The 17,605-nt window shown below is 69.1% G+C and carries 13 protein-coding genes; 7 read left to right on the top strand and 6 right to left on the bottom strand.

The genetic code is table 11. The features are described 5' to 3' along the window. Nucleotides 1–184 precede the first annotated feature (184 nt). Nucleotides 185–2,752 (top strand): methyl-accepting chemotaxis protein, encoded by a 2,568-nt coding sequence (locus tag GDJ08_RS10740; RefSeq protein WP_136004518.1) that lies wholly within the window; start codon nt 185–187, stop codon nt 2,750–2,752. A 67-nt stretch (nt 2,753–2,819) separates the two neighbouring features. After that, nucleotides 2,820–5,453 carry an excinuclease ABC subunit UvrA gene (locus tag GDJ08_RS10735; protein ID WP_136004516.1) on the top strand — a complete coding sequence of 878 codons (2,634 nt, stop codon included), beginning with the start codon at nt 2,820–2,822 and terminating at the stop codon, nt 5,451–5,453. 66 nt (nt 5,454–5,519) lie between these two features. Here GDJ08_RS10735 and GDJ08_RS10730 read toward each other — a convergent pair whose 3' ends face one another. The 4 genes from GDJ08_RS10730 to GDJ08_RS10715 form a co-directional block, all read right to left on the bottom strand. Next, the gene (locus GDJ08_RS10730; RefSeq protein WP_136004681.1) at nt 5,520–6,065 is read right to left on the bottom strand and encodes a TlpA disulfide reductase family protein; all 546 of its coding nucleotides are present in this window, start codon (nt 6,063–6,065) and stop codon (nt 5,520–5,522) included. A 2-nt stretch (nt 6,066–6,067) separates the two neighbouring features. Beyond that, entirely contained in the window at nt 6,068–8,425 is a 2,358-nt protein-coding gene (locus GDJ08_RS10725) for a protein-disulfide reductase DsbD family protein (protein WP_206147328.1), read from the bottom strand. Then, on the bottom strand, nt 8,425–8,763 hold the full coding sequence (gene cutA, locus GDJ08_RS10720) for a divalent-cation tolerance protein CutA (protein ID WP_153164842.1): 339 nt from the start codon (nt 8,761–8,763) through the stop codon (nt 8,425–8,427). The genes GDJ08_RS10725 and cutA overlap by 1 nt, the downstream gene beginning before the upstream one ends. Nucleotides 8,764–8,863: 100 nt before the next feature. After that, the gene (locus tag GDJ08_RS10715; RefSeq protein ID WP_017356761.1) at nt 8,864–10,660 is read right to left on the bottom strand and encodes an endonuclease; all 1,797 of its coding nucleotides are present in this window, start codon (nt 10,658–10,660) and stop codon (nt 8,864–8,866) included. 271 nt (nt 10,661–10,931) lie between these two features. On the opposite strand from GDJ08_RS10715, the gene GDJ08_RS10710 reads away from it, so the two are divergent. Next, entirely contained in the window at nt 10,932–11,219 is a 288-nt protein-coding gene (locus GDJ08_RS10710; protein ID WP_017356760.1) for a co-chaperone GroES, read from the top strand. Between the two features lie 53 nt (nt 11,220–11,272). After that, nucleotides 11,273–12,922 (top strand): chaperonin GroEL, encoded by a 1,650-nt coding sequence (gene groL, locus GDJ08_RS10705; RefSeq protein ID WP_017356759.1) that lies wholly within the window; start codon nt 11,273–11,275, stop codon nt 12,920–12,922. Nucleotides 12,923–13,051: 129 nt separating this feature from the next. Here groL and GDJ08_RS10700 read toward each other — a convergent pair whose 3' ends face one another. Next, a complete protein-coding gene (locus GDJ08_RS10700; protein ID WP_017356758.1) occupies nt 13,052–13,951 on the bottom strand; it encodes a LysR substrate-binding domain-containing protein in 900 nt (299 codons plus the stop codon). Nucleotides 13,952–14,107: 156 nt separating this feature from the next. On the opposite strand from GDJ08_RS10700, the gene GDJ08_RS10695 reads away from it, so the two are divergent. Both GDJ08_RS10695 and GDJ08_RS10690 read left to right on the top strand, forming a co-directional pair. After that, nucleotides 14,108–14,743 carry a glutathione S-transferase family protein gene (locus tag GDJ08_RS10695; protein ID WP_136004512.1) on the top strand — a complete coding sequence of 212 codons (636 nt, stop codon included), beginning with the start codon at nt 14,108–14,110 and terminating at the stop codon, nt 14,741–14,743. Between the two features lie 16 nt (nt 14,744–14,759). After that, nucleotides 14,760–15,809 (top strand): LLM class oxidoreductase, encoded by a 1,050-nt coding sequence (locus GDJ08_RS10690; RefSeq protein WP_206147326.1) that lies wholly within the window; start codon nt 14,760–14,762, stop codon nt 15,807–15,809. Between the two features lie 23 nt (nt 15,810–15,832). On the opposite strand, the gene GDJ08_RS10685 is transcribed toward GDJ08_RS10690, so the two are convergent. Beyond that, nucleotides 15,833–16,786, bottom strand: coding sequence for a retropepsin-like aspartic protease (locus GDJ08_RS10685; RefSeq protein ID WP_153164841.1), 954 nt, complete (start codon nt 16,784–16,786; stop codon nt 15,833–15,835). Nucleotides 16,787–16,889: 103 nt separating this feature from the next. Between GDJ08_RS10685 and GDJ08_RS10680 the strand changes: the two genes are divergently transcribed. Continuing rightward, a complete protein-coding gene (locus GDJ08_RS10680; RefSeq protein ID WP_136004508.1) occupies nt 16,890–17,597 on the top strand; it encodes a response regulator in 708 nt (235 codons plus the stop codon). Nucleotides 17,598–17,605 lie beyond the last annotated feature (8 nt).

Below are 17,605 nucleotides of genomic sequence, written 5' to 3'. Positions count from 1 at the left end.
CGGTACGGGCGCGCCTGGAACGCTGCGTCGCGCGGTGGTGGGCGGCGTGCGGCCGTCATCTTGGCGTCGCCTGCGCCGGGTACAACGGGCGCAGCGGCGAGCGCTGGCCGATCGGGATGAAAAAAAGCCTACAGTCTACCGGCGTGCGGCCGATACCGATGCGTCATTCCGCTTGGAGTACGTGATGTCGGCCATCCCCCGCCGCCTGTTTCCCTCGTTCGCCCGTTCCGGCGGACGCGCATCGCCCCTCTTTCCCATCGGCCACGCCCGCGGGCTGCTGCAGCGGCTCAGTGTCGCACGCAAACTGAAGGCCAGCCTGGTGGTCTGCGGCATCGGCCTGCTGGTGGTGGCCCTGGTCTACGCCGGCACCCGCTACAGCAGCGAACGGGCGGCGGCGACGTTCGCCGCGCACCAGCAGGATGCCGCGCTGGCCGCCGCGCTGGCTGCGCAGGTGGCCGACGCACGGCGGCTGCAGACCCGTTACGCGTTCACGTTCGACGACACCGACCGCAGCGCGCTGCAGCAGGCACAGCACCGTCTGCAGGCAACGCTGGCGCAACTGCAGCGCGACCCGCACGACCCGGGCACGGCCGAGGCGCTGCATGCGTTGGCCGCACGCGCCGGCGAGTTTGCCGAGGGCATTGCCGCACTCAATGCCCGTGCCGATGAAATGGGCCGCGGCGACGCGGGCCTGCGCGCGCAGCTGGAAGCGGCGGCCGCGGCCGTGGCCACCGTGCTGGACACCACCGCGGCGCCGCTGCTGCAGGCGCAGTGGCAGGGCATGCGCCGCGAAGAAGCGCTGCTGCTGCTCAGCGGCGATGCCACCCATACCGACCGCGCCAGCGAAGCGCGCCTGCCGTTCGAGCTGGCGCTGCCGGGCGCGGGCCTGCCCGGCGCCACGCAGGATGCGCTGCGCGCACGCATGGACGCCTATCAGGGCGCGCTGCTGGCCTACACCGCCGCACGGGTCGGGCTGGACGTGGAAGCGCAGTCGCTGGCCGACACCGCTGAGCAGATCGCGCCGGCGCTGCAGCAGCTGGAGCAGGCACAGGGGGCGGCGCTGGATGCCGCCCGCCAGCGTCAGCAGGCGCAGGACCGCGCGATGACGGTGGGGTTTGCGCTGACGCTGGCGCTCGTGGCACTGGTGCTGATCGCCACGCTGCTGCTGGTGCTGCGCGCCGTGCGCCGGCCCATTGCCGATACGCTGCGCTTTGCCGAGGACATCGCCGAGGATCGCCTGGACACGGTGCTGGCCGTGCACAACCCGTACGACGAGATCGGCCAGCTCGCGCAGCGCCTGGTGCACATGCAGCAGCGGTTGCGTGAACGGATCGAGGCCGAACGCGCAGCCGCGCGCGACAATGCGCGTGCGCGGCAGGCGCTGGACAGCGCACAGACCGGCCTGATGGTGCTGGACCCGCATGGCGGGGTGAGCCTGCTCAACCGCGCGCTGCAGGCCGAACTCGGCACCGACGAGCTGGCCTGGCGCGGACGTTCCGCGCAGGAGCTGCACCCGGTGTTCGCCACCGTCGTGCAGACGTTGCACGGCCCCGACAGCGCCTGCCACGAGATCGTGCACGCCGGTACCCGATACCAGCTGGTGGTCAACCCGATCACCGATCACGGCCAACTGCTGGGCGCGGCGGTGGAGTGGCGCAGCCGCGCGCTGGAGACCACGGTGGAAACCGAAGTCGCCGCGCTGGTCGATGCCGCCGCGCAGGGCGACCTGAATGGTCGCATCGACGTGGCCGGCAAAGAGGGCTTCGTCCTGACCCTGGCGGTGAGCATCAACCGCCTGCTGGATACCTTCCAGGGCAATCTCTCCGGTCTGCAGGCGCTGCTGTCGGCGCTGGCCCAGGGCGACCTGCGGGTGCGCATGCGCGGTGACTTCCAGGGCGTATTCGCGCAGATGCGCGACGACGCCAATGCCACCGTGCAGCAGCTCACCGACATCGTCGCGCGGATCCAGCAGGCGTCGGTGGCGATCAACGGCGCCGCCGGCGAGATCGTCAGCGGCAACCATGACCTGGCCGATCGTACCGAGCGCCAGGCCGCGCACCTGGAGGAGACCGCATCGTCGATGGAGGAACTCACCGCCACGGTGCACCAGAACGCCGAGTCCGCCCAGGAGGCCAACCGCCTGGCGATCGAGGCAGCCGACATCGCCGTCCGCGGTGGCGATTCGGTGGGGCAGGTGGTGGCGAGCATGCGCGACATCGCCCAGGCATCGCATCGCATCGCCGACATCACCAGCGTGATCGACGGCATCGCCTTCCAGACCAGCATCCTGGCGCTGAATGCCGCCGTGGAGGCCGCGCGTGCCGGCGAGCAGGGACGCAGCTTCGCCGTGGTCGCCAGCGAGGTGCGGCTGCTGGCCCAGCGCAGTGCCGATGCCGCGCGCCAGATCAAGGGTCTGATCGAGGCCTCGGTGGACACCGTCGCCGCGGGCACGCGCCAGGTGGATCAGGCCGGCGCGACCATGCAGCAGATCGTCGGCAGCGTGCAGCAGGTGACCGCGATCATGGCGGGCATCTCGGCCGCGTCGCAGCAGCAGAGCGTGGGCATCGCGCTGGTGGGCAGGACGCTGCTGCAGATGGACGGCAGCACCCAGCAGAACGCCACACTGGTGGAAGAAGCCTCGGCGTCGGCGCAGGCGCTGCAGCGCCAGGCCAGGCATCTCTCCCAGGCGGTGGCCGCCTTCGAGGTGGAGCCGCCGCAGGCCCCGCGCAGCGCCCGTCTGGCGCACGCCTGACACGGGCCGATCGTTCCCGCACGCGCCTTCACTGGCCGCGTGCGGGGGTGGTCTCTATCCTGCTGGCATGAGCACACGAAAGAAGCCGGCAGCACCGGCGCAGCCCGGCGCATTCGTCCGTGTACGCGGCGCGCGCGAGCACAATCTCAGGAATGTCGACGTGGACATGCCGCGCGACGCGCTGGTGGTGTTCTCGGGCATCTCCGGCTCGGGCAAGTCCTCGCTGGCCTTCGGCACGCTGTACGCCGAGGCGCAGCGGCGCTACCTGGAGTCGTTGTCACCTTACGCACGGCGACTGATCGACCAGGTCGGCGTACCGGACGTGGATGCGATCGACGGCCTGCCGCCGGCGGTGGCGCTGCAGCAGCAGCGCGGCACTGCCAGCGTGCGGTCCAGCGTGGGCAGCGTCACCACGCTGTCCAGCCTGCTGCGCATGCTGTACTCGCGCGCCGGCACCTATCCGGCCGCGCAGCCGATGCTGTATGCCGAGGACTTTTCGCCCAATACACCGCAGGGCGCCTGCCCGAACTGCCACGGGCTGGGGTATGTGTACGAAGTGACCGAGCAGTCGATGGTGCCCGATCCGTCGCTGAGCATCCGTGAGCGCGCGATAGCTGCGTGGCCGCCTGCGTGGCACGGACAGAACCAGCGCGACATCCTGGTCACGCTCGGCTACGACGTGGACATCCCCTGGCGTGAGCTGCCGAAGAAGCAGCGCGACTGGATTCTGTTCACTGAGGAGCAACCGGTGGCGCCGGTCTACGCGGGCTTCACGCCGGCCGAAACCCGCGCTGCGCTGCGCCGGAAGGAAGAGCCCAGTTACATGGGCACTTTCACCGGTGCCCGCCGCTACGTGCTGCATACCTTCGCCACCACGCAGAGCGCGATGATGAAGAAGCGCGTGGCACGTTACATGATCGGCGCGACCTGTCCGGTGTGCGAAGGCAAGCGCCTCAAACGCGAGGCGCTGTCGGTCACTTTCGCCGGTCTGGACATCGGCGCGCTGTCGCAGCTGTCGCTCGCGGCGATGGCGCAGGTGCTGCGTCCGGCCGCCGAGGGGCGTTTCGACGTGCCGGTGGCGAGCGCCACGCGCAGCCGCGCGGCAGGCCGCAAGGCCACGGCACGGCGGGTGGCTGCCGGTGGCAACGCACATGCCGGCGGCAGCGATGTGCGGCGCACCCCTGACCTGTCGGAAGAAAAGCGCATCGCCGCCCAGCGCATCGCGCGTGATCTGGTCGATCGCATCGGTACCCTGGAGGATCTCGGCCTGGGCTATCTGTCGATGGATCGCGCCACGCCCACGCTGTCGCCGGGCGAGCTGCAGCGGCTGCGCCTGGCCACGCAGATCCGCTCCAGCCTGTTCGGCGTGGTCTACGTGCTCGACGAGCCCACCGCCGGCCTGCACCCTGCGGACGGGGAAGCGCTGCATCGTGCGCTGGACCAGCTCAAGGCCGCCGGCAACACGTTGTTCGTGGTGGAACACGACCTGGAGATGCTGCGCCGTGCCGACTGGCTGGTCGATGTCGGCCCCGGCGCGGGCGAGCAGGGCGGGCAGGTGCTGTACAGCGGGCCGCCGGACGGGCTGCGCACGGTCGCCGCGTCGGTGACGGCGGCGTACCTGTTCGAGGATCGCGCGGCGCCACGCCGCACGCCGCGACCACCATCGGGCTGGCTGGCGCTGCGCGGGCTGCATCGCAACAATCTGCATGGGCTGGACGCGCGTTTCCCGCTGGGTGCGTTCACCGCAGTGACCGGCGTGTCCGGTTCCGGCAAGTCCAGCCTGGTCAGCCAGGCGCTGGTGGAGCTGGTTGGCGAGCACCTCGGCCATGAGCCGGCGGTGGAGGAGAGCGACGGCGATCTGCCCCAGCCGAGCGCGCTCGTGCGCACGCGCGGGCGGCTGCAGGGTGACACCGATGCGGTCACCCGGCTGGTCAACGTGGACCAGAAGCCGATCGGGCGCACGCCCCGCTCCAACCTGGCCACCTACACCGGCCTGTTCGACCACGTGCGCCGCCTGTTCGCGGGGACGCGCATGGCCAAGGCGCGCCGCTACGGTGCCGGGCGCTTCTCGTTCAACGTCGCCCAGGGCCGCTGCGACACCTGCGAGGGCGAGGGGTTCGTGCATGTGGAACTGCTGTTCATGCCCAGCGTGTATGCGCCGTGCCCGACCTGCCACGGGCAGCGTTACAACGCCCGCACGCTGGAGGTGCAGTGGAACGGCCGCAACATCGCGCAGGTACTGGCGATGACCGTGGCGGAAGCGCTCGCGTTCTTTGCCGATGAGCCAGCCGTGCAGCGCCCGCTGCAGCTGCTGCGCGATATCGGGTTGGGCTACCTGCGCCTGGGCCAGCCCGCCACCGAGCTGTCCGGGGGCGAGGCGCAGCGCATCAAGCTGGCCACCGAGCTGCAGCGCAGCCAGCGCGGCAGCACGCTGTACGTGCTCGATGAGCCGACCACCGGCCTGCATCCGGCCGATGTGGACAAGCTGATGGCGCAACTGCACGGGTTGGTGGATGCAGGCAACACCGTGGTGGTGGTTGAACACGACCTGCGCGTGGTCGCTGGTGCCGACTGGGTGATCGACATCGGCCCGGGGGCGGGCGAGGCGGGCGGCACGATCGTGGCCGAGGGCACGCCCGCGCAGGTCAGTCGCGCCCGCCACGGTGCGACCGCGCGCTACCTGCGCCGCTGGTTCGAGTGATCCGGGCACACCGCCCGCCGCCGCGGCCATGCAACCGGACTGGAGGGCCATGAACAGCCAGCCCGGTCAAGGCTGGGCCCATCCCTCGATCTCGCCGGGGGCGAAGGGTCCGAGCTTCTGTTTGACGATGCGTCCGCGTGCATCCACCAGCACCGTGTAGGGCAGCAGCCCCTTGGCATTGCCGAGCTGCACGCTGGCGTCGGCCGGGCCGGGGGTATCTAGCACGATCGGGTAGTCCACCGGCACCTGCGCCAGGAACCCGCGCACACCCTCGACGGTATCCAGCGCCAGCCCCAGCACCTGCACGCCGTCGGCGGGTTGGCTGGCGGCAAAGGCCGCCAGCGCCGGCATTTCCTCCACACAGGGGCCGCACCAGCTGGCCCATACGTTGATCAGCAGCGGTCGCCCGGCAAACTGCGACAGGTCCACCGGGCGTCCGTCCAGATCCGGCAGGGTGATCGCCGGCAGGCGATCGCCGGGGCCGGCCACCGGCGCCGGCGGCGATGGGGCCGGAACAACGTCCGGCGGCGTGCCATGCAGCCAGGTACCGGCGGCAATGCCGGCCGCGGCGGCTACGGCCGCCACCACCAGGTACCGGCGTGGCAGCCGCATGCTCATCGCGCGGTGCGCAGCAGGGCTTCTTCGACGATGGCCTGGGTCAGCACGGTCGGCAGCACGGTCGGCGGAGCGCCGGGGCCGTAGACCACATACAACGGCACGCCCACGGCCTTGTGTTCGTTGAGGAAGGCGGTGAGCTGCTCGTCCACGTTGGTGTAGTCGCCGCGCATGTACACCGCGTTGGTGCGGCGCAGGGTGTCCTCGAACGCATGGGTGGCCAGCACCGTGCGCTCGTTGGCCTTGCAGGTGACGCACCAGTCGGCGGTGATGTTGACGAACACCACGCGGTTGTCCTGGCGCAGGCGGTCGAGCATCTGCGGGGAGTAGGCCACCACGTTGTCGCTGGCCACCTGCGCGGCCTTGGCCGGCGGCGCCAGGCGGGTGACGCCCCACACCGGATAGAGCGCGGCGACGATCAGCAGCGTGGCCAGCAGGCCGGCCACGCGCTGGCTGCGCCAGCGGCTGCGCTCGAACCACCACAGCGCCAACGCCAGTACCACCAGGCCGCCCAGCACCAGGGTCATCGCATCCACGCCGCGCTGCTGGCCCAGTACCCACAGCAGCCAGATCGCGGTGCCGTACATCGGGAAGGCCAGCACGTGCTTGAGCGTTTCCATCCACGCCCCCGGGCGCGGCAGGCGACGTGCCAGCGACGGCACGAAGCCGATCAGCAGGAACGGCAGCGCCAGACCCAGGCCCAGTGCCAGGAACACCAGCATCGCCTGCGGTGCCGGCGCGGTGAAGGCAAATCCCAGAGCCGGGCCCATGAACGGGGCCACGCACGGGCTGGCGACCACGCAGGCCAGCACGCCGGTGAAGAAATCGCCCACCGGCCCGCTGCGCGAGGCCAGCGACTGGCCGATCCCGCCCAGGCTGCCGCCCAGGGTGAACACCCCGGACAGACTCAGGCCAACGGCGAACATCAGGTAGACCAGTGCGGCGATGAACCACGGATGCTGCAGCTGGAAGCCCCAGCCTGCGGCCTGGCCTGCCGCGCGCAGGGCCAGCACCAGTCCGCCGATCGCGGCGAAGGCGACCAGTACGCCGGCGGTGTACCACAGCGCATGGCTGCGCGCGCGCTGGCGGCTTTCCCCGCTCTGCGCCACGCCCAGCACCTTCAACGACAGGATCGGCAGGACACACGGCATCAGGTTGAGGATCAGTCCGCCCAGCAGGGACAGCAGCAGCGCCACCACCAGGCTGGTCGGTGTGGTGTCGTTGCTGCCCGGCGGCGGCGTGCGCAGCGCGTTGTCGGCACTGGCGTCGGGGGCGGCCTGCTCGGCCACCGGCAGCACCGGTTCGTTGGGGCGGATCAGCATCGGCTGGGTGGCGATGCCGCTGTCGGCACGGTCGCGCGCCTGCGCACGCTTGTCACGGCTGGGCAGCGGTGCGATCACCTCCTGCTTGACGCTGGCATCGCTGCTGGTGCCGTTGACCTTGCCTGCCGGCAGCGACAGCTTTACCCGCCGCGTCATCGGCGGGTAGCAGATACCGTCGGTCTGGCAGCCCTGGAAGGTGATCACCAGGGTGGCATCGGCCGCGTCGGGACGGCTGCGGTGCAGCGGCAGCGGCACGTCGATCTGGTCGAAATACACCGCCACGTCGCCGAAATGCTCGTCACGGTGCGAGCGGGCGGCCGGCCACCGGGGCTTGTCGGCACGGATGCCGGCGGCGCCTTCGAGCTTCAGCGAGGTGCGGTCGCGATACAGGTAGTAGCCCGGCGCGGGGCTGAAGCGCAGCAGCACGGTGTTGCCGTCGCCAACGATCGCATCGAAGCCGAAGGCCTTTTCCGAGGGCAGCGGCAGCGCCTGGCTGGCGGCCATGCCGGGCAGGCGCAGGCCGCCGGACAGTGGGGTGTTGAAGGACGCCGCTGGCGCGGCGGCAGGCAGCGCGGCCGGAGCATCGGTGCGGGTCGCTGTGGCGCCCGGCAGCTTCACCTGCAGCGTGCGCTTCTGGGGCGGATAGCAGACGCCGGCGTCGGCGCAGCCCTGATAACGCACTTCCAGGGTGACGGTATCGGCGCCATCGGCGGCCTTGCCGGGCAGCACCGCGATCAGACGTTCGCGGTAGGTTTCCACTTCACCGAAGAAGTCATCGTGGTGCTTCTTGCCGGCCGGCATCTGCAGTGCATCGGCGACGAAGCCGGCCTCCGGCTTGACCGTGGTGCGGTGGCGGTACAGGTAGTAGCCCGGGGCGATGGACCAGCGCACTTCGATGCGGTCGCGGTCACGCGCCTGCGCGGTCAGCCCGAACGCCTCATCCACCGGAAGCAGGTCTTTCTCACTGACGGCCCAGGCGGGCAGGGACAGCACCAGCAGCGCACACAGCGCGGCAACACGACAAAGCAGCGTCATCAATCACTTTCCTCACGGGTCTGCGCCCGAATCCAATCCAGGTACGCCGGTAGACCGGCGCGGGTTTCGACCGCAATGCACTCGGGGAGTTCATACGGGTGCAGGGCCTGCACGCGGGCGATGGTCGCGTCCAGGCGGGCGCCGGTGGTTTTGATCAGCAGCTGGACCTCGGGGTCCTCGTTGATCCGGCCCTGCCAGCGGTACGTCGAGTGCGCGCCTTCCAGGCGGGTCACGCAGGCGGCCAGCCGTTCCTCCACCAACGCGTGTGCCAGCCGCGTGGCGCAGGCCACGTCGGGGCAGGTGGTGAACAACAGAAAGATGGGATCGGCGGTCGACATGACCCGCAAGTATAGGGCCGTGACCGGCCGGTCCCGGCGGGACCGGCCGGCAGCGCTCAAACCCGGTCGTGCCGGCCGCTGGCCGGCAATGCCGGATACGTCAATTCGCCAGCTGGCAGGTCGCCGGCCTGGCCGAGGTGAACAGGGCCGGGGTGGCCCACTCGGGGTGGTCGATGAAGGGGTTGCGGTTGCCCTGGAAGCTGTAGATCACCTCGTTGCGGGCGCGTTCGGCCGCATCCGGCGGGTCGGACAGGTGCCAGTCGATCAGGGTCGAGAGCAGGCCCATGTACGCCGGCGAAGCGGAGGTCTTGACGATCCTGCTGCGGTCGTCGGTCAGCTCCAGGTCCGGCTCGGACTGGCCGGTCTTGGCGTCCTTGCCACCCTCATAGCGGATCGCCATGTACATCACCGCCCGCGCCATGTCGCCCTTGCGGTGGCCCCACACCTCGAAGGTGCCGCCATTGCCGTCGGGTGTGCGCACCCAGTTGGAGTTGCCCGGGTAGCCGCCGCTGCCGCCGCCAAAGCCGTTGTTGGACTCGGTCGCGCGCTCGCCGCAGCTGCTGTCGCACTTGCCGAACGGCTTGTTGCCGCGGTCGGCGTTCCACTGCGCATCGGTCAGGTACAGCATGTGGGTGTCGGTGTAGGGCGCATACGGCAGCCCCTTGTCACCGGTGGTGCTGGCAAAGCCGAGCGAGTTGGGCCAGGTGTGCTCGCGGTTGTAGGTCAGCCCGCTGCCCGTGCCCGCGCGGCCGCTGACCTTGGTGTAGCTGCGATTGCGGTAGGCGTCCAGGATCCTGCCGCTGTTGTTGGGATCTTCGTCGGCGATTTCCAGGATGGTCCAGGTGCTGGTGCCTGAACCGCTGTACGGATAGGCGGTATGGCCCTTGATGGTTTCATGCAGCGAGCAGCGCAGCTGGCTCGGGGTGGAGGTGTTCACCCGCGAGTAGTACGTGCCCGGCGTGCCAGGGTCCGGATTGCCCGGGTCGGGGTTGCCGGTCGTGGTGGCAACGGTGAACGCGATGCGGGTGTCCGCTGCCGGGCGGGCGCCCTGGGCATCGGTGATGCGGGTGGCGCGGATGTCGAAGCGGCACGCCTCGCCGGCCACCAGTGCCGTGTTGGTGGACAGCGTGAAGCGCGAGCCGCTGCTGGCGTGGCTCAACGGCACGGTGCCGGACTGGCCGCAGCTGAGCACGAACGCGCCGCTGGCCAGGGTGACCGGCTCGCTGAACGTCACGCTGAGGTCGGCGGCCGCCGGGAAGGTGCTGGCGCCCTGTTCCGGCGTGGTGGCGCGTACCGACGGCGGGGTGTTCGGCCCGGTGCTGCCGCCGCCGCTGAAGGTCTGGCCGTTGTTGCAGGCGCCAAAGGTCTGCGTCGCCGAGGCGGCCCAGGTGAAGTGGGCGTACTGGCTGCCGCTGCCGGTGAGCTGCAGGGAGGTGCCGGGGGCGGTGCTGTTGGTCTCGCTGACCGGAATGTTCTGACTGGTCAGGCCGGCCGCCGGGCCGCCGGAGGCGGTGATGGTGCCCTCGTAGCTGATGAACTGCACCACCTTGCCGCTGGCGTCCACCAGCGCGATCCCGTCGTTGGCACCGTTCTGCAGGCCGTTGCTGGGGTAGGTGACCGTGGCCAGGGTGGCGCTGCCGCAGCCGGCGGCGGTGCCTGCCGGTACCGGATTGTTGGCGTAGACCGTGGCTGCCGACGGGGTGCTGCCGTTGTACAGGTACAGCCGGTAGTCGGCCAGGTTCTCCCCGGCGGTGGCAACGACTTCGATGGCCTCGCCGACATCGCCGGCGGGGGTACTGTCGTCGTAATGCAGTTCATTGATGAACACATCGGCCCGGGCGGTGCCGGCGGCGAGCGCCAGCAGACAGCCCAGGGACAGCGGGGTGAGCAACCTCATCTACGGCTCCTTGTGATTGGGAATTGCTGGCCGAATCTAACCAATCCAAATGACACATTTATCTAATGTGTCGCATTCGGCCCCCACTTATGGGACGTGCGTCAAGAATCGAAATTTACGCGCGACCCCCCTTGAAAGGGCGGTGGGCAGCACCATCTCTGCCCTGTCCCGCACTGTCGGGTTTTTTCGTGAGCGGTGCTGGCAGTCGCCCTGTGCGAGTGCTAACATCGCCAGACTTTTCCAGACCAATCAATAACTTAAGAGGTCTCATATGAGCATCAAGCCGCTTCACGACCGCGTTGTGGTCAAGCCGATCGAAGCCGACGAAATCTCCGCCGGCGGCATTGTGATTCCCGATTCCGCCAAGGAAAAGTCCACCAAGGGTGAAGTCGTGGCCGTGGGCCCGGGCAAGCCGCTGGACAACGGCAGCGTCCGCGCGCCGTCGCTGAAGGTCGGCGACAAGGTCATCTACGGCCAGTACGCCGGCAGCAGCTACAAGTCCGAAGGCGTCGAATTCAAGGTCCTGCGCGAAGACGACATCCTCGCCATCGTTGGCTGAGTGCGTCGCGCCCGTTCCTTCTGATCCAACCCAATCATTCGAGGTAAGAGCTAATGGCTGCCAAAGATATCCGTTTCGGTGAAGACGCCCGTTCGCGCATGGTGCGCGGCGTCAACGTGCTCGCCAATGCCGTCAAGGCCACCCTGGGCCCGAAGGGCCGCAACGTCGTGCTCGAGAAGAGCTTCGGCGCCCCGACCATCACCAAGGACGGCGTCTCCGTCGCCAAGGAAATCGAACTGGCTGACAAGTTCGAGAACATGGGCGCGCAGATGGTGAAGGAAGTCGCGTCGCGTACCAACGACGACGCCGGCGACGGCACCACCACCGCCACCGTGCTGGCCCAGGCCCTGATCCGCGAAGGCGCCAAGGCTGTTGCTGCCGGCATGAACCCGATGGACCTCAAGCGCGGTATCGACAAGGCCGTGATCGCCGCCGTCGCCGAGCTGAAGAACATCTCCAAGCCGACCGCCGACGACAAGGCCATTGCCCAGGTCGGTACGATCTCGGCCAACTCGGACGAGTCGATCGGCAACATCATCGCCGAAGCGATGCGCCGCGTGACCAAGGAAGGCGTCATCACCGTTGAAGAAGGCTCGGGCCTGGACAACGAGCTGGACGTCGTCGAAGGCATGCAGTTCGACCGCGGCTACCTGTCGCCGTACTTCATCAACAACCAGCAGTCGCAGACCGCTGACCTGGACGATCCGTACGTGCTGCTGCACGACAAGAAGATCTCCAACGTGCGCGACCTGCTGCCCGTGCTGGAAGGCGTCGCCAAGGCCGGCAAGCCGCTGCTGATCATCGCCGAAGACATCGAAGGCGAAGCGCTGGCCACCCTGGTGGTCAACACCATCCGTGGCATCGTCAAGGTCGTGGCCGTCAAGGCACCGGGCTTCGGCGACCGTCGCAAGGCGATGCTGGAAGACATGGCCGTGCTGACCGGCGGTACCGTGATCTCCGAGGAAATTGGTCTGTCGCTGGAAAAGGCGACGATCAAGGACCTGGGCCGCGCCAAGAAGGTGCAGGTCTCCAAGGAAAACACCACGATCATCGATGGCGCCGGCGAGAAGGCCAACATCGAAGCGCGCGTGACCCAGATCAAGACCCAGATCGAAGACACCTCGTCGGATTACGACCGCGAAAAGCTGCAGGAACGCGTGGCCAAGCTGGCCGGCGGCGTGGCCGTGATCAAGGTCGGCGCCTCGACCGAAATCGAAATGAAGGAAAAGAAGGATCGCGTCGACGACGCCCTGCACGCCACCCGTGCAGCCGTTGAAGAAGGCGTGGTCCCGGGCGGCGGCGTCGCCCTGGTCCGTGCGGTCACCGCGCTGGCTGGCCTGAAGGGTGCCAACGAAGACCAGAACCACGGCATCCAGATCGCCCTGCGCGCGATGGAAGCCCCGCTGCGTGAAATCGTCGCCAACGCCGGCGAAGAGCCGTCCGTGATCGTCAACAAGGTCAAGGAAGGCACCGGCAGCTACGGCTACAACGCCGCCACCGGCGAATTCGGCGACATGCTGGAATTCGGCATCCTGGACCCGACCAAGGTGACCCGTTCGGCGCTGCAGAACGCTGCCTCGATCGCCGGCCTGATGATCACCACCGAAGCAATGGTTGCCGAAGCCCCGAAGAAGGATGACGGCGCTGGCGCAGCTGGCGGCGGCATGGGCGGCATGGGTGGCATGGGCGGCATGGACTTCTGATGCAACGGCCGGCCGCTGGCTGGCCCGCATCGGTCCGATAGGTGCCGACCCTCGGTCGGCACGTATCCGCCACGAAACAGGAAAAACCCCGCCGCAAGGCGGGGTTTTTTTTTGCGCGCGGGGCGGCGTTCAGCGCGCGCTCGCCGGCGCCTCGACTTCCTCCTGCAGCCATCCCAGGAACGCGGCGATGGCCGGGTTCTCCTCGGCCCCGGGCAGGGTGACCGCGTAGTACGCAAACCGCGTGGGCCACGGCTGGTCCAGCGCGATCGCCAGCCGCCCGCTGGCTACGTCGGCCTGCACGTACAGGTCGCGCACCAGCGCGATGCCCTGGCCCGCTTCAGCGGCACGGATCAGCAGCACATCATCATCGAAGGCCGGCCCGCGCGTGATGCGTGGGTCCGGCGGGAGCCCCAGCGCGCTGAACCAGAGCGACCAGTCGCTGCGGTCCGAGTCCTGCAGCAGCGGGTACTGCAGGCAGTCCACTGCCGCGCGGATCGGTGGCCCGGCGGCGAGCAGGGTCGGGCACGCCACCGGCAGCAGCACCGGGGCCGCCAGGTGTCGCGAGACCAACCCGGGATACTCGCCAAGGCCGTGACGGATCGCAATGTCGATGCGGTCGCGACGCAGGTCCACCAGGGTCGAGGAGGCTTCCACCCGCACTTCGATGTCCGGATGCCGTTCGGTGAAGCGCCCCAGTCGCGGCACCAGCCACGACGCAGCGAAACCGGGCACCGTGCTGATGGTCAGTGTCTGCCGCGCATGGATGGCCTCCAGCGCGGCCATGCTGTCCTGGATCTGATCGAACGCCCGCAGCAGCGCCGGATGTACCTGCGCGCCGGCCGGGGTCAACGCGACTCCCTGGCGCGTGCGCGTGAACAGCGCCACGCCGGTGCGCGCCTGCAGCAGCTTGAGCTGCTGGCTGATGGCACCGGGGGTGACGCCCATGACGGCGGCGGCCGCCTTGAGGCTGCCATGACGGCCGGTTTCGACGAAGGCGCGCAGCGCCAGCAACGGAAGTACAGCGCCCATGACGTTAGATTTTCTCTCTTTTGTGGGCAGGATAAATCGTTCTACAGCAGGCATTGGGCTGCGTAGCATCGCGATCATGTTGAAACGCGGGAAGTTAGTCCAGCTGCGTTTCCCGGCACGCCGCCGCCCCCGTCCATTCCCCCACAGGAGACCGCCGTGTCCCCCGCTTCGCTGCACCTGTACACCGACAGTTCGCCCAACGGCTTCAAGATCACCATCGCGCTGGAAGAACTCGGCATTCCCTACACGCTGCACCACGTGCGCATTGCCGAGGGCGAGCATCGCCATCCCGACTACCTGGCACTGCATCCACACGGCCGCATCCCCGTGCTGGTGGACGAGGCGGCCGGCATCACCGTGTTCGAGTCCGCCGCCATCCTGTTGTACCTGGCCGAGCAGAGCGGACGCCTGCTGCCGCCCACGCCCGCCGCGCGCTGGGCGGCCATCACCTGGCTGATGTTCCAGTCCGCCAGCGTCGGGCCGATCCTTGGCCAGCGCGTGCACTTCGAGATGTTCGACGCGCAGCCCAACGCCGCTGCCATCGCGCGCTACCGCAACCTGAGCGCGGCCTTCTTCGCGACGCTGGATCAACGCCTTGCGGGCAATGTCTGGCTGGCCGGCGAGACGTACTCCATCGCCGATATCGCCGGCTACGGCTGGACCCACATCGCGCGGATCATCGACATGGATTTCAGTGCCTACCCGCACCTGAGCGCGTGGCATGACCGCATGTCGCAGCGGCCGGCGGTGCAGCGTGGCGTACAGCGTCCCGAACCGGCAACCGGCCCTTGATCCAGGAGTTCCAACGATGACGCTGTTGACCGATATCGCCGCGATGCCGGCGCCCCTGACCGGCGCCTCCGCCCCTGCGTTCGTCCACCACGCCGGCTACCAGCGCATGTTCCGCGAGGGCGCCCTCACCCTCGGCATCTTCCTGCCGCTGCGCGTCTACCAGGGCGACATGCAGGTGCTGGCCGGGCAGGCGGATCTGGTGCGCCAACTGGACCGCGATGGTTTCGCCGCGACCTGGGTGCGCGACGTGCCGCTGTTCGATCCGCTGTTCGGCGACGCCGGGCAGGTGTTCGATCTCTTCACCTATCTCGCCTTCCTTGCCGCGCGTACCGAGCGGCTGGCGTTGGCCACGGGCAGCGCGATTTTCACGCTGCGGCACCCGATCGACCTGGCCAAGGCGGCGGCCACCCTCGACCAGCTGTCCGGCGGGCGCCTGGTGCTGGGTATCGCCTCCGGGGATCGACCGGTCGAGTTCCCCGCGTATGGGCTGGATCACGCCACGCGCGGCGAGCGCTTCGCCGCGTCGGTCGCCTACGTACGCCAGTTGATGCAGTCCGGCCCGCTGCAGATCGACTCGCCGCTGGGCGTGCTGCAGGGCGTGGAACTGCTGCCCAAACCGGTGGCCGGCGCGATTCCGCTGCTGGTGACCGGTACCTCCCGGCAGACGCTCGACTGGGTGGGGCAGCACGCCGATGGCTGGCTCACCTATCCCGATGCGACCCACCATGCCGGTGGGCCGCAGCGTCTGGCGGAGAAGATCCGGGCGTGGCGCCGTCTCATTCCCGACGGTGGTTTCCGGCCGCATGTCACCAATGAATGGCTGGATCTGGTGGAGGACCCGAACCATCCACGCACCCCGCTCAATGGCGGCTACACGCTGCGGACCGGCCGCAACGGGCTGATCGAGCTGCTCGGCGAGTGGCAACGGGCCGGCGTCAACCACGCCGCGCTCGGCATCCAGTTCTCGCAGCGGCCCGCCGCAGAGGTGCTGCAGGAGCTGGCCGAGTACGTGCTGCCGCTGTTCCCCTCGCATGACGGGCCACCCGCAGCGCCCGTGCGCTGGTAACACGCAGGCCCCATCGCCAGCCCTCAGCCGGCGGTGGGGCGCTGCAGGCAGATGCGCGCCGCACCGGCGGTGATGTCCACCTGGCTGTCGAGCATCGCGTCGGCACCCAGGATCAACGCCGGCCGATCCTCCAGTCCAATCGCCTTGAACACCGGCAGCGCGCTGATCCGTACCTCGAAGGCCGGATGCTGCCACGCGCCACTGCGCAGCGCGGGCAGGGTGTACAGCCAGCTTGGCTGAGGTTGCCCGCCCAGCCCCTCGGTGCCTTTCTCGCGAGGGACCACCCGCGGATCACTGCCATCAGTGCGCAGCCCCAGGGCCTGCGCGGCGGCGGCGTTGAGCACGGTCTGCGCGGCCCCGGTATCCACCACTGCAATCGCCTCGATGCCGGCGTCGCCCAGGCGGGTGGTGATGAAGCCGAAGCCCTCCAGACCCCGACGTCGTTCCGGCATCGCATTGGTCTGGCAATGGGGCCCCCCGGCGAGCTGGCCGGCCGTCCACAACTGCAGTTCCTTCGCGGCAAAATCCCAGCGGGTATCCCAGCGCCGCGTGAGGTCGTTGCCGAGAATGCCGTCAACGGTGACCGCCTTTTCCGGCGCGGACAGGCGTGACAGGTCCGAGTGCATGCCCACGATCTTTAGCGTCATGCTGCCGATCGCCCAGTCGGCCTGCCGCATGCGGTTCGCCGTGGCGCTGCTGTCGGACGCGCCGCGGATCTGCCCGGTGGTCGGGTTGCCGACGTCTTCCAGGCCATAGCGGCGGGCGATCCGGCTGTCGAGCAGGGTGGCTCCTGCGGCGCTGTCCACCACGAACCGCAGCGGCTCTGCGCGTCCATCCAGGCGCACGGCGATGGCAGGGTGCATCGCCTGCATCCACATCGGCAGCACATGTTCCGGTGCTGTCGCGGCGGGGGCGATCGGGGCGGTGGGGACGGCCGCGGCCGTGGCGGCAAACAGCGGGAGCAGGGCAGGGTGCATGGGAAATCGCCGTGGAAAGGAGGCGTCATTGACCCGCATTGCCGTATCGCGGGAATGTCCGCGTTGATACCGTGCCGATACAGAGCTGCCCGATACTGCACGCATGAACGCAACCGCCGACATCATCGTGGTCGACGATGACACCAGCATCCGCGACGCCCTTGCCGAGTGCCTGGAAGGGCACGGATTCCGCGTGCGCGTGGCCGCCGATGCGCAGGCGCTGGACCGGTTGCTGGCGGTCCAGCGCCCCGACGCGATCATCCTGGACTGGATGATGCCGGGTGAGGATGGCCTGTCGGTCTGCCGACGGCTGCAGGCCCGTGCCATCCCGATCCTGATGCTGTCGGCGATGGGGGCCACGCCGGACCGCGTCATCGGTCTGGAAATGGGGGCCGACGATTATCTGGCCAAACCCTTCGATCCGCGCGAGCTGATCGCGCGCGTGCGCGCGCTGCTGCGCCGGCAGGACAAACTGCGGGGGCAGGCCGTGGTCGAGCTGCGCTTTGCCGGCTGGCGCCTGCTGCCGGAGCAGCGTCGTCTGTGGGCGCCCGATGGCGCCGAAGTGCTGCTGAGCCGTGGCGAGTTCGCGTTGCTGCAGGCGCTGGCCGAGCGTCCCGGCCGCGTGCTCGATCGCGAGCGGCTGATGCAGCTCACCCGCGGCGACGCGCATGACAGCGTGGACCGCGCCGTGGATCTGGCCATCAGCCGGCTGCGTCGCAAGCTAGCGCAGGCGGCTGTCGGCGGCGAGGCGCTCGTCCACACGCTGCGGGGCGAAGGCTACCGGTTCGACGCCACCGTGGAGACGCTGTGACCCGGCGC

The organism is Stenotrophomonas nematodicola, from assembly GCF_009467805.1.
Classification (GTDB): Bacteria; Pseudomonadota; Gammaproteobacteria; order Xanthomonadales; family Xanthomonadaceae; genus Stenotrophomonas; species Stenotrophomonas nematodicola.
The sequence above is the reverse complement of the archived record's forward strand: the minus strand, read 5'-3'. Positions and strand labels throughout refer to the sequence as shown.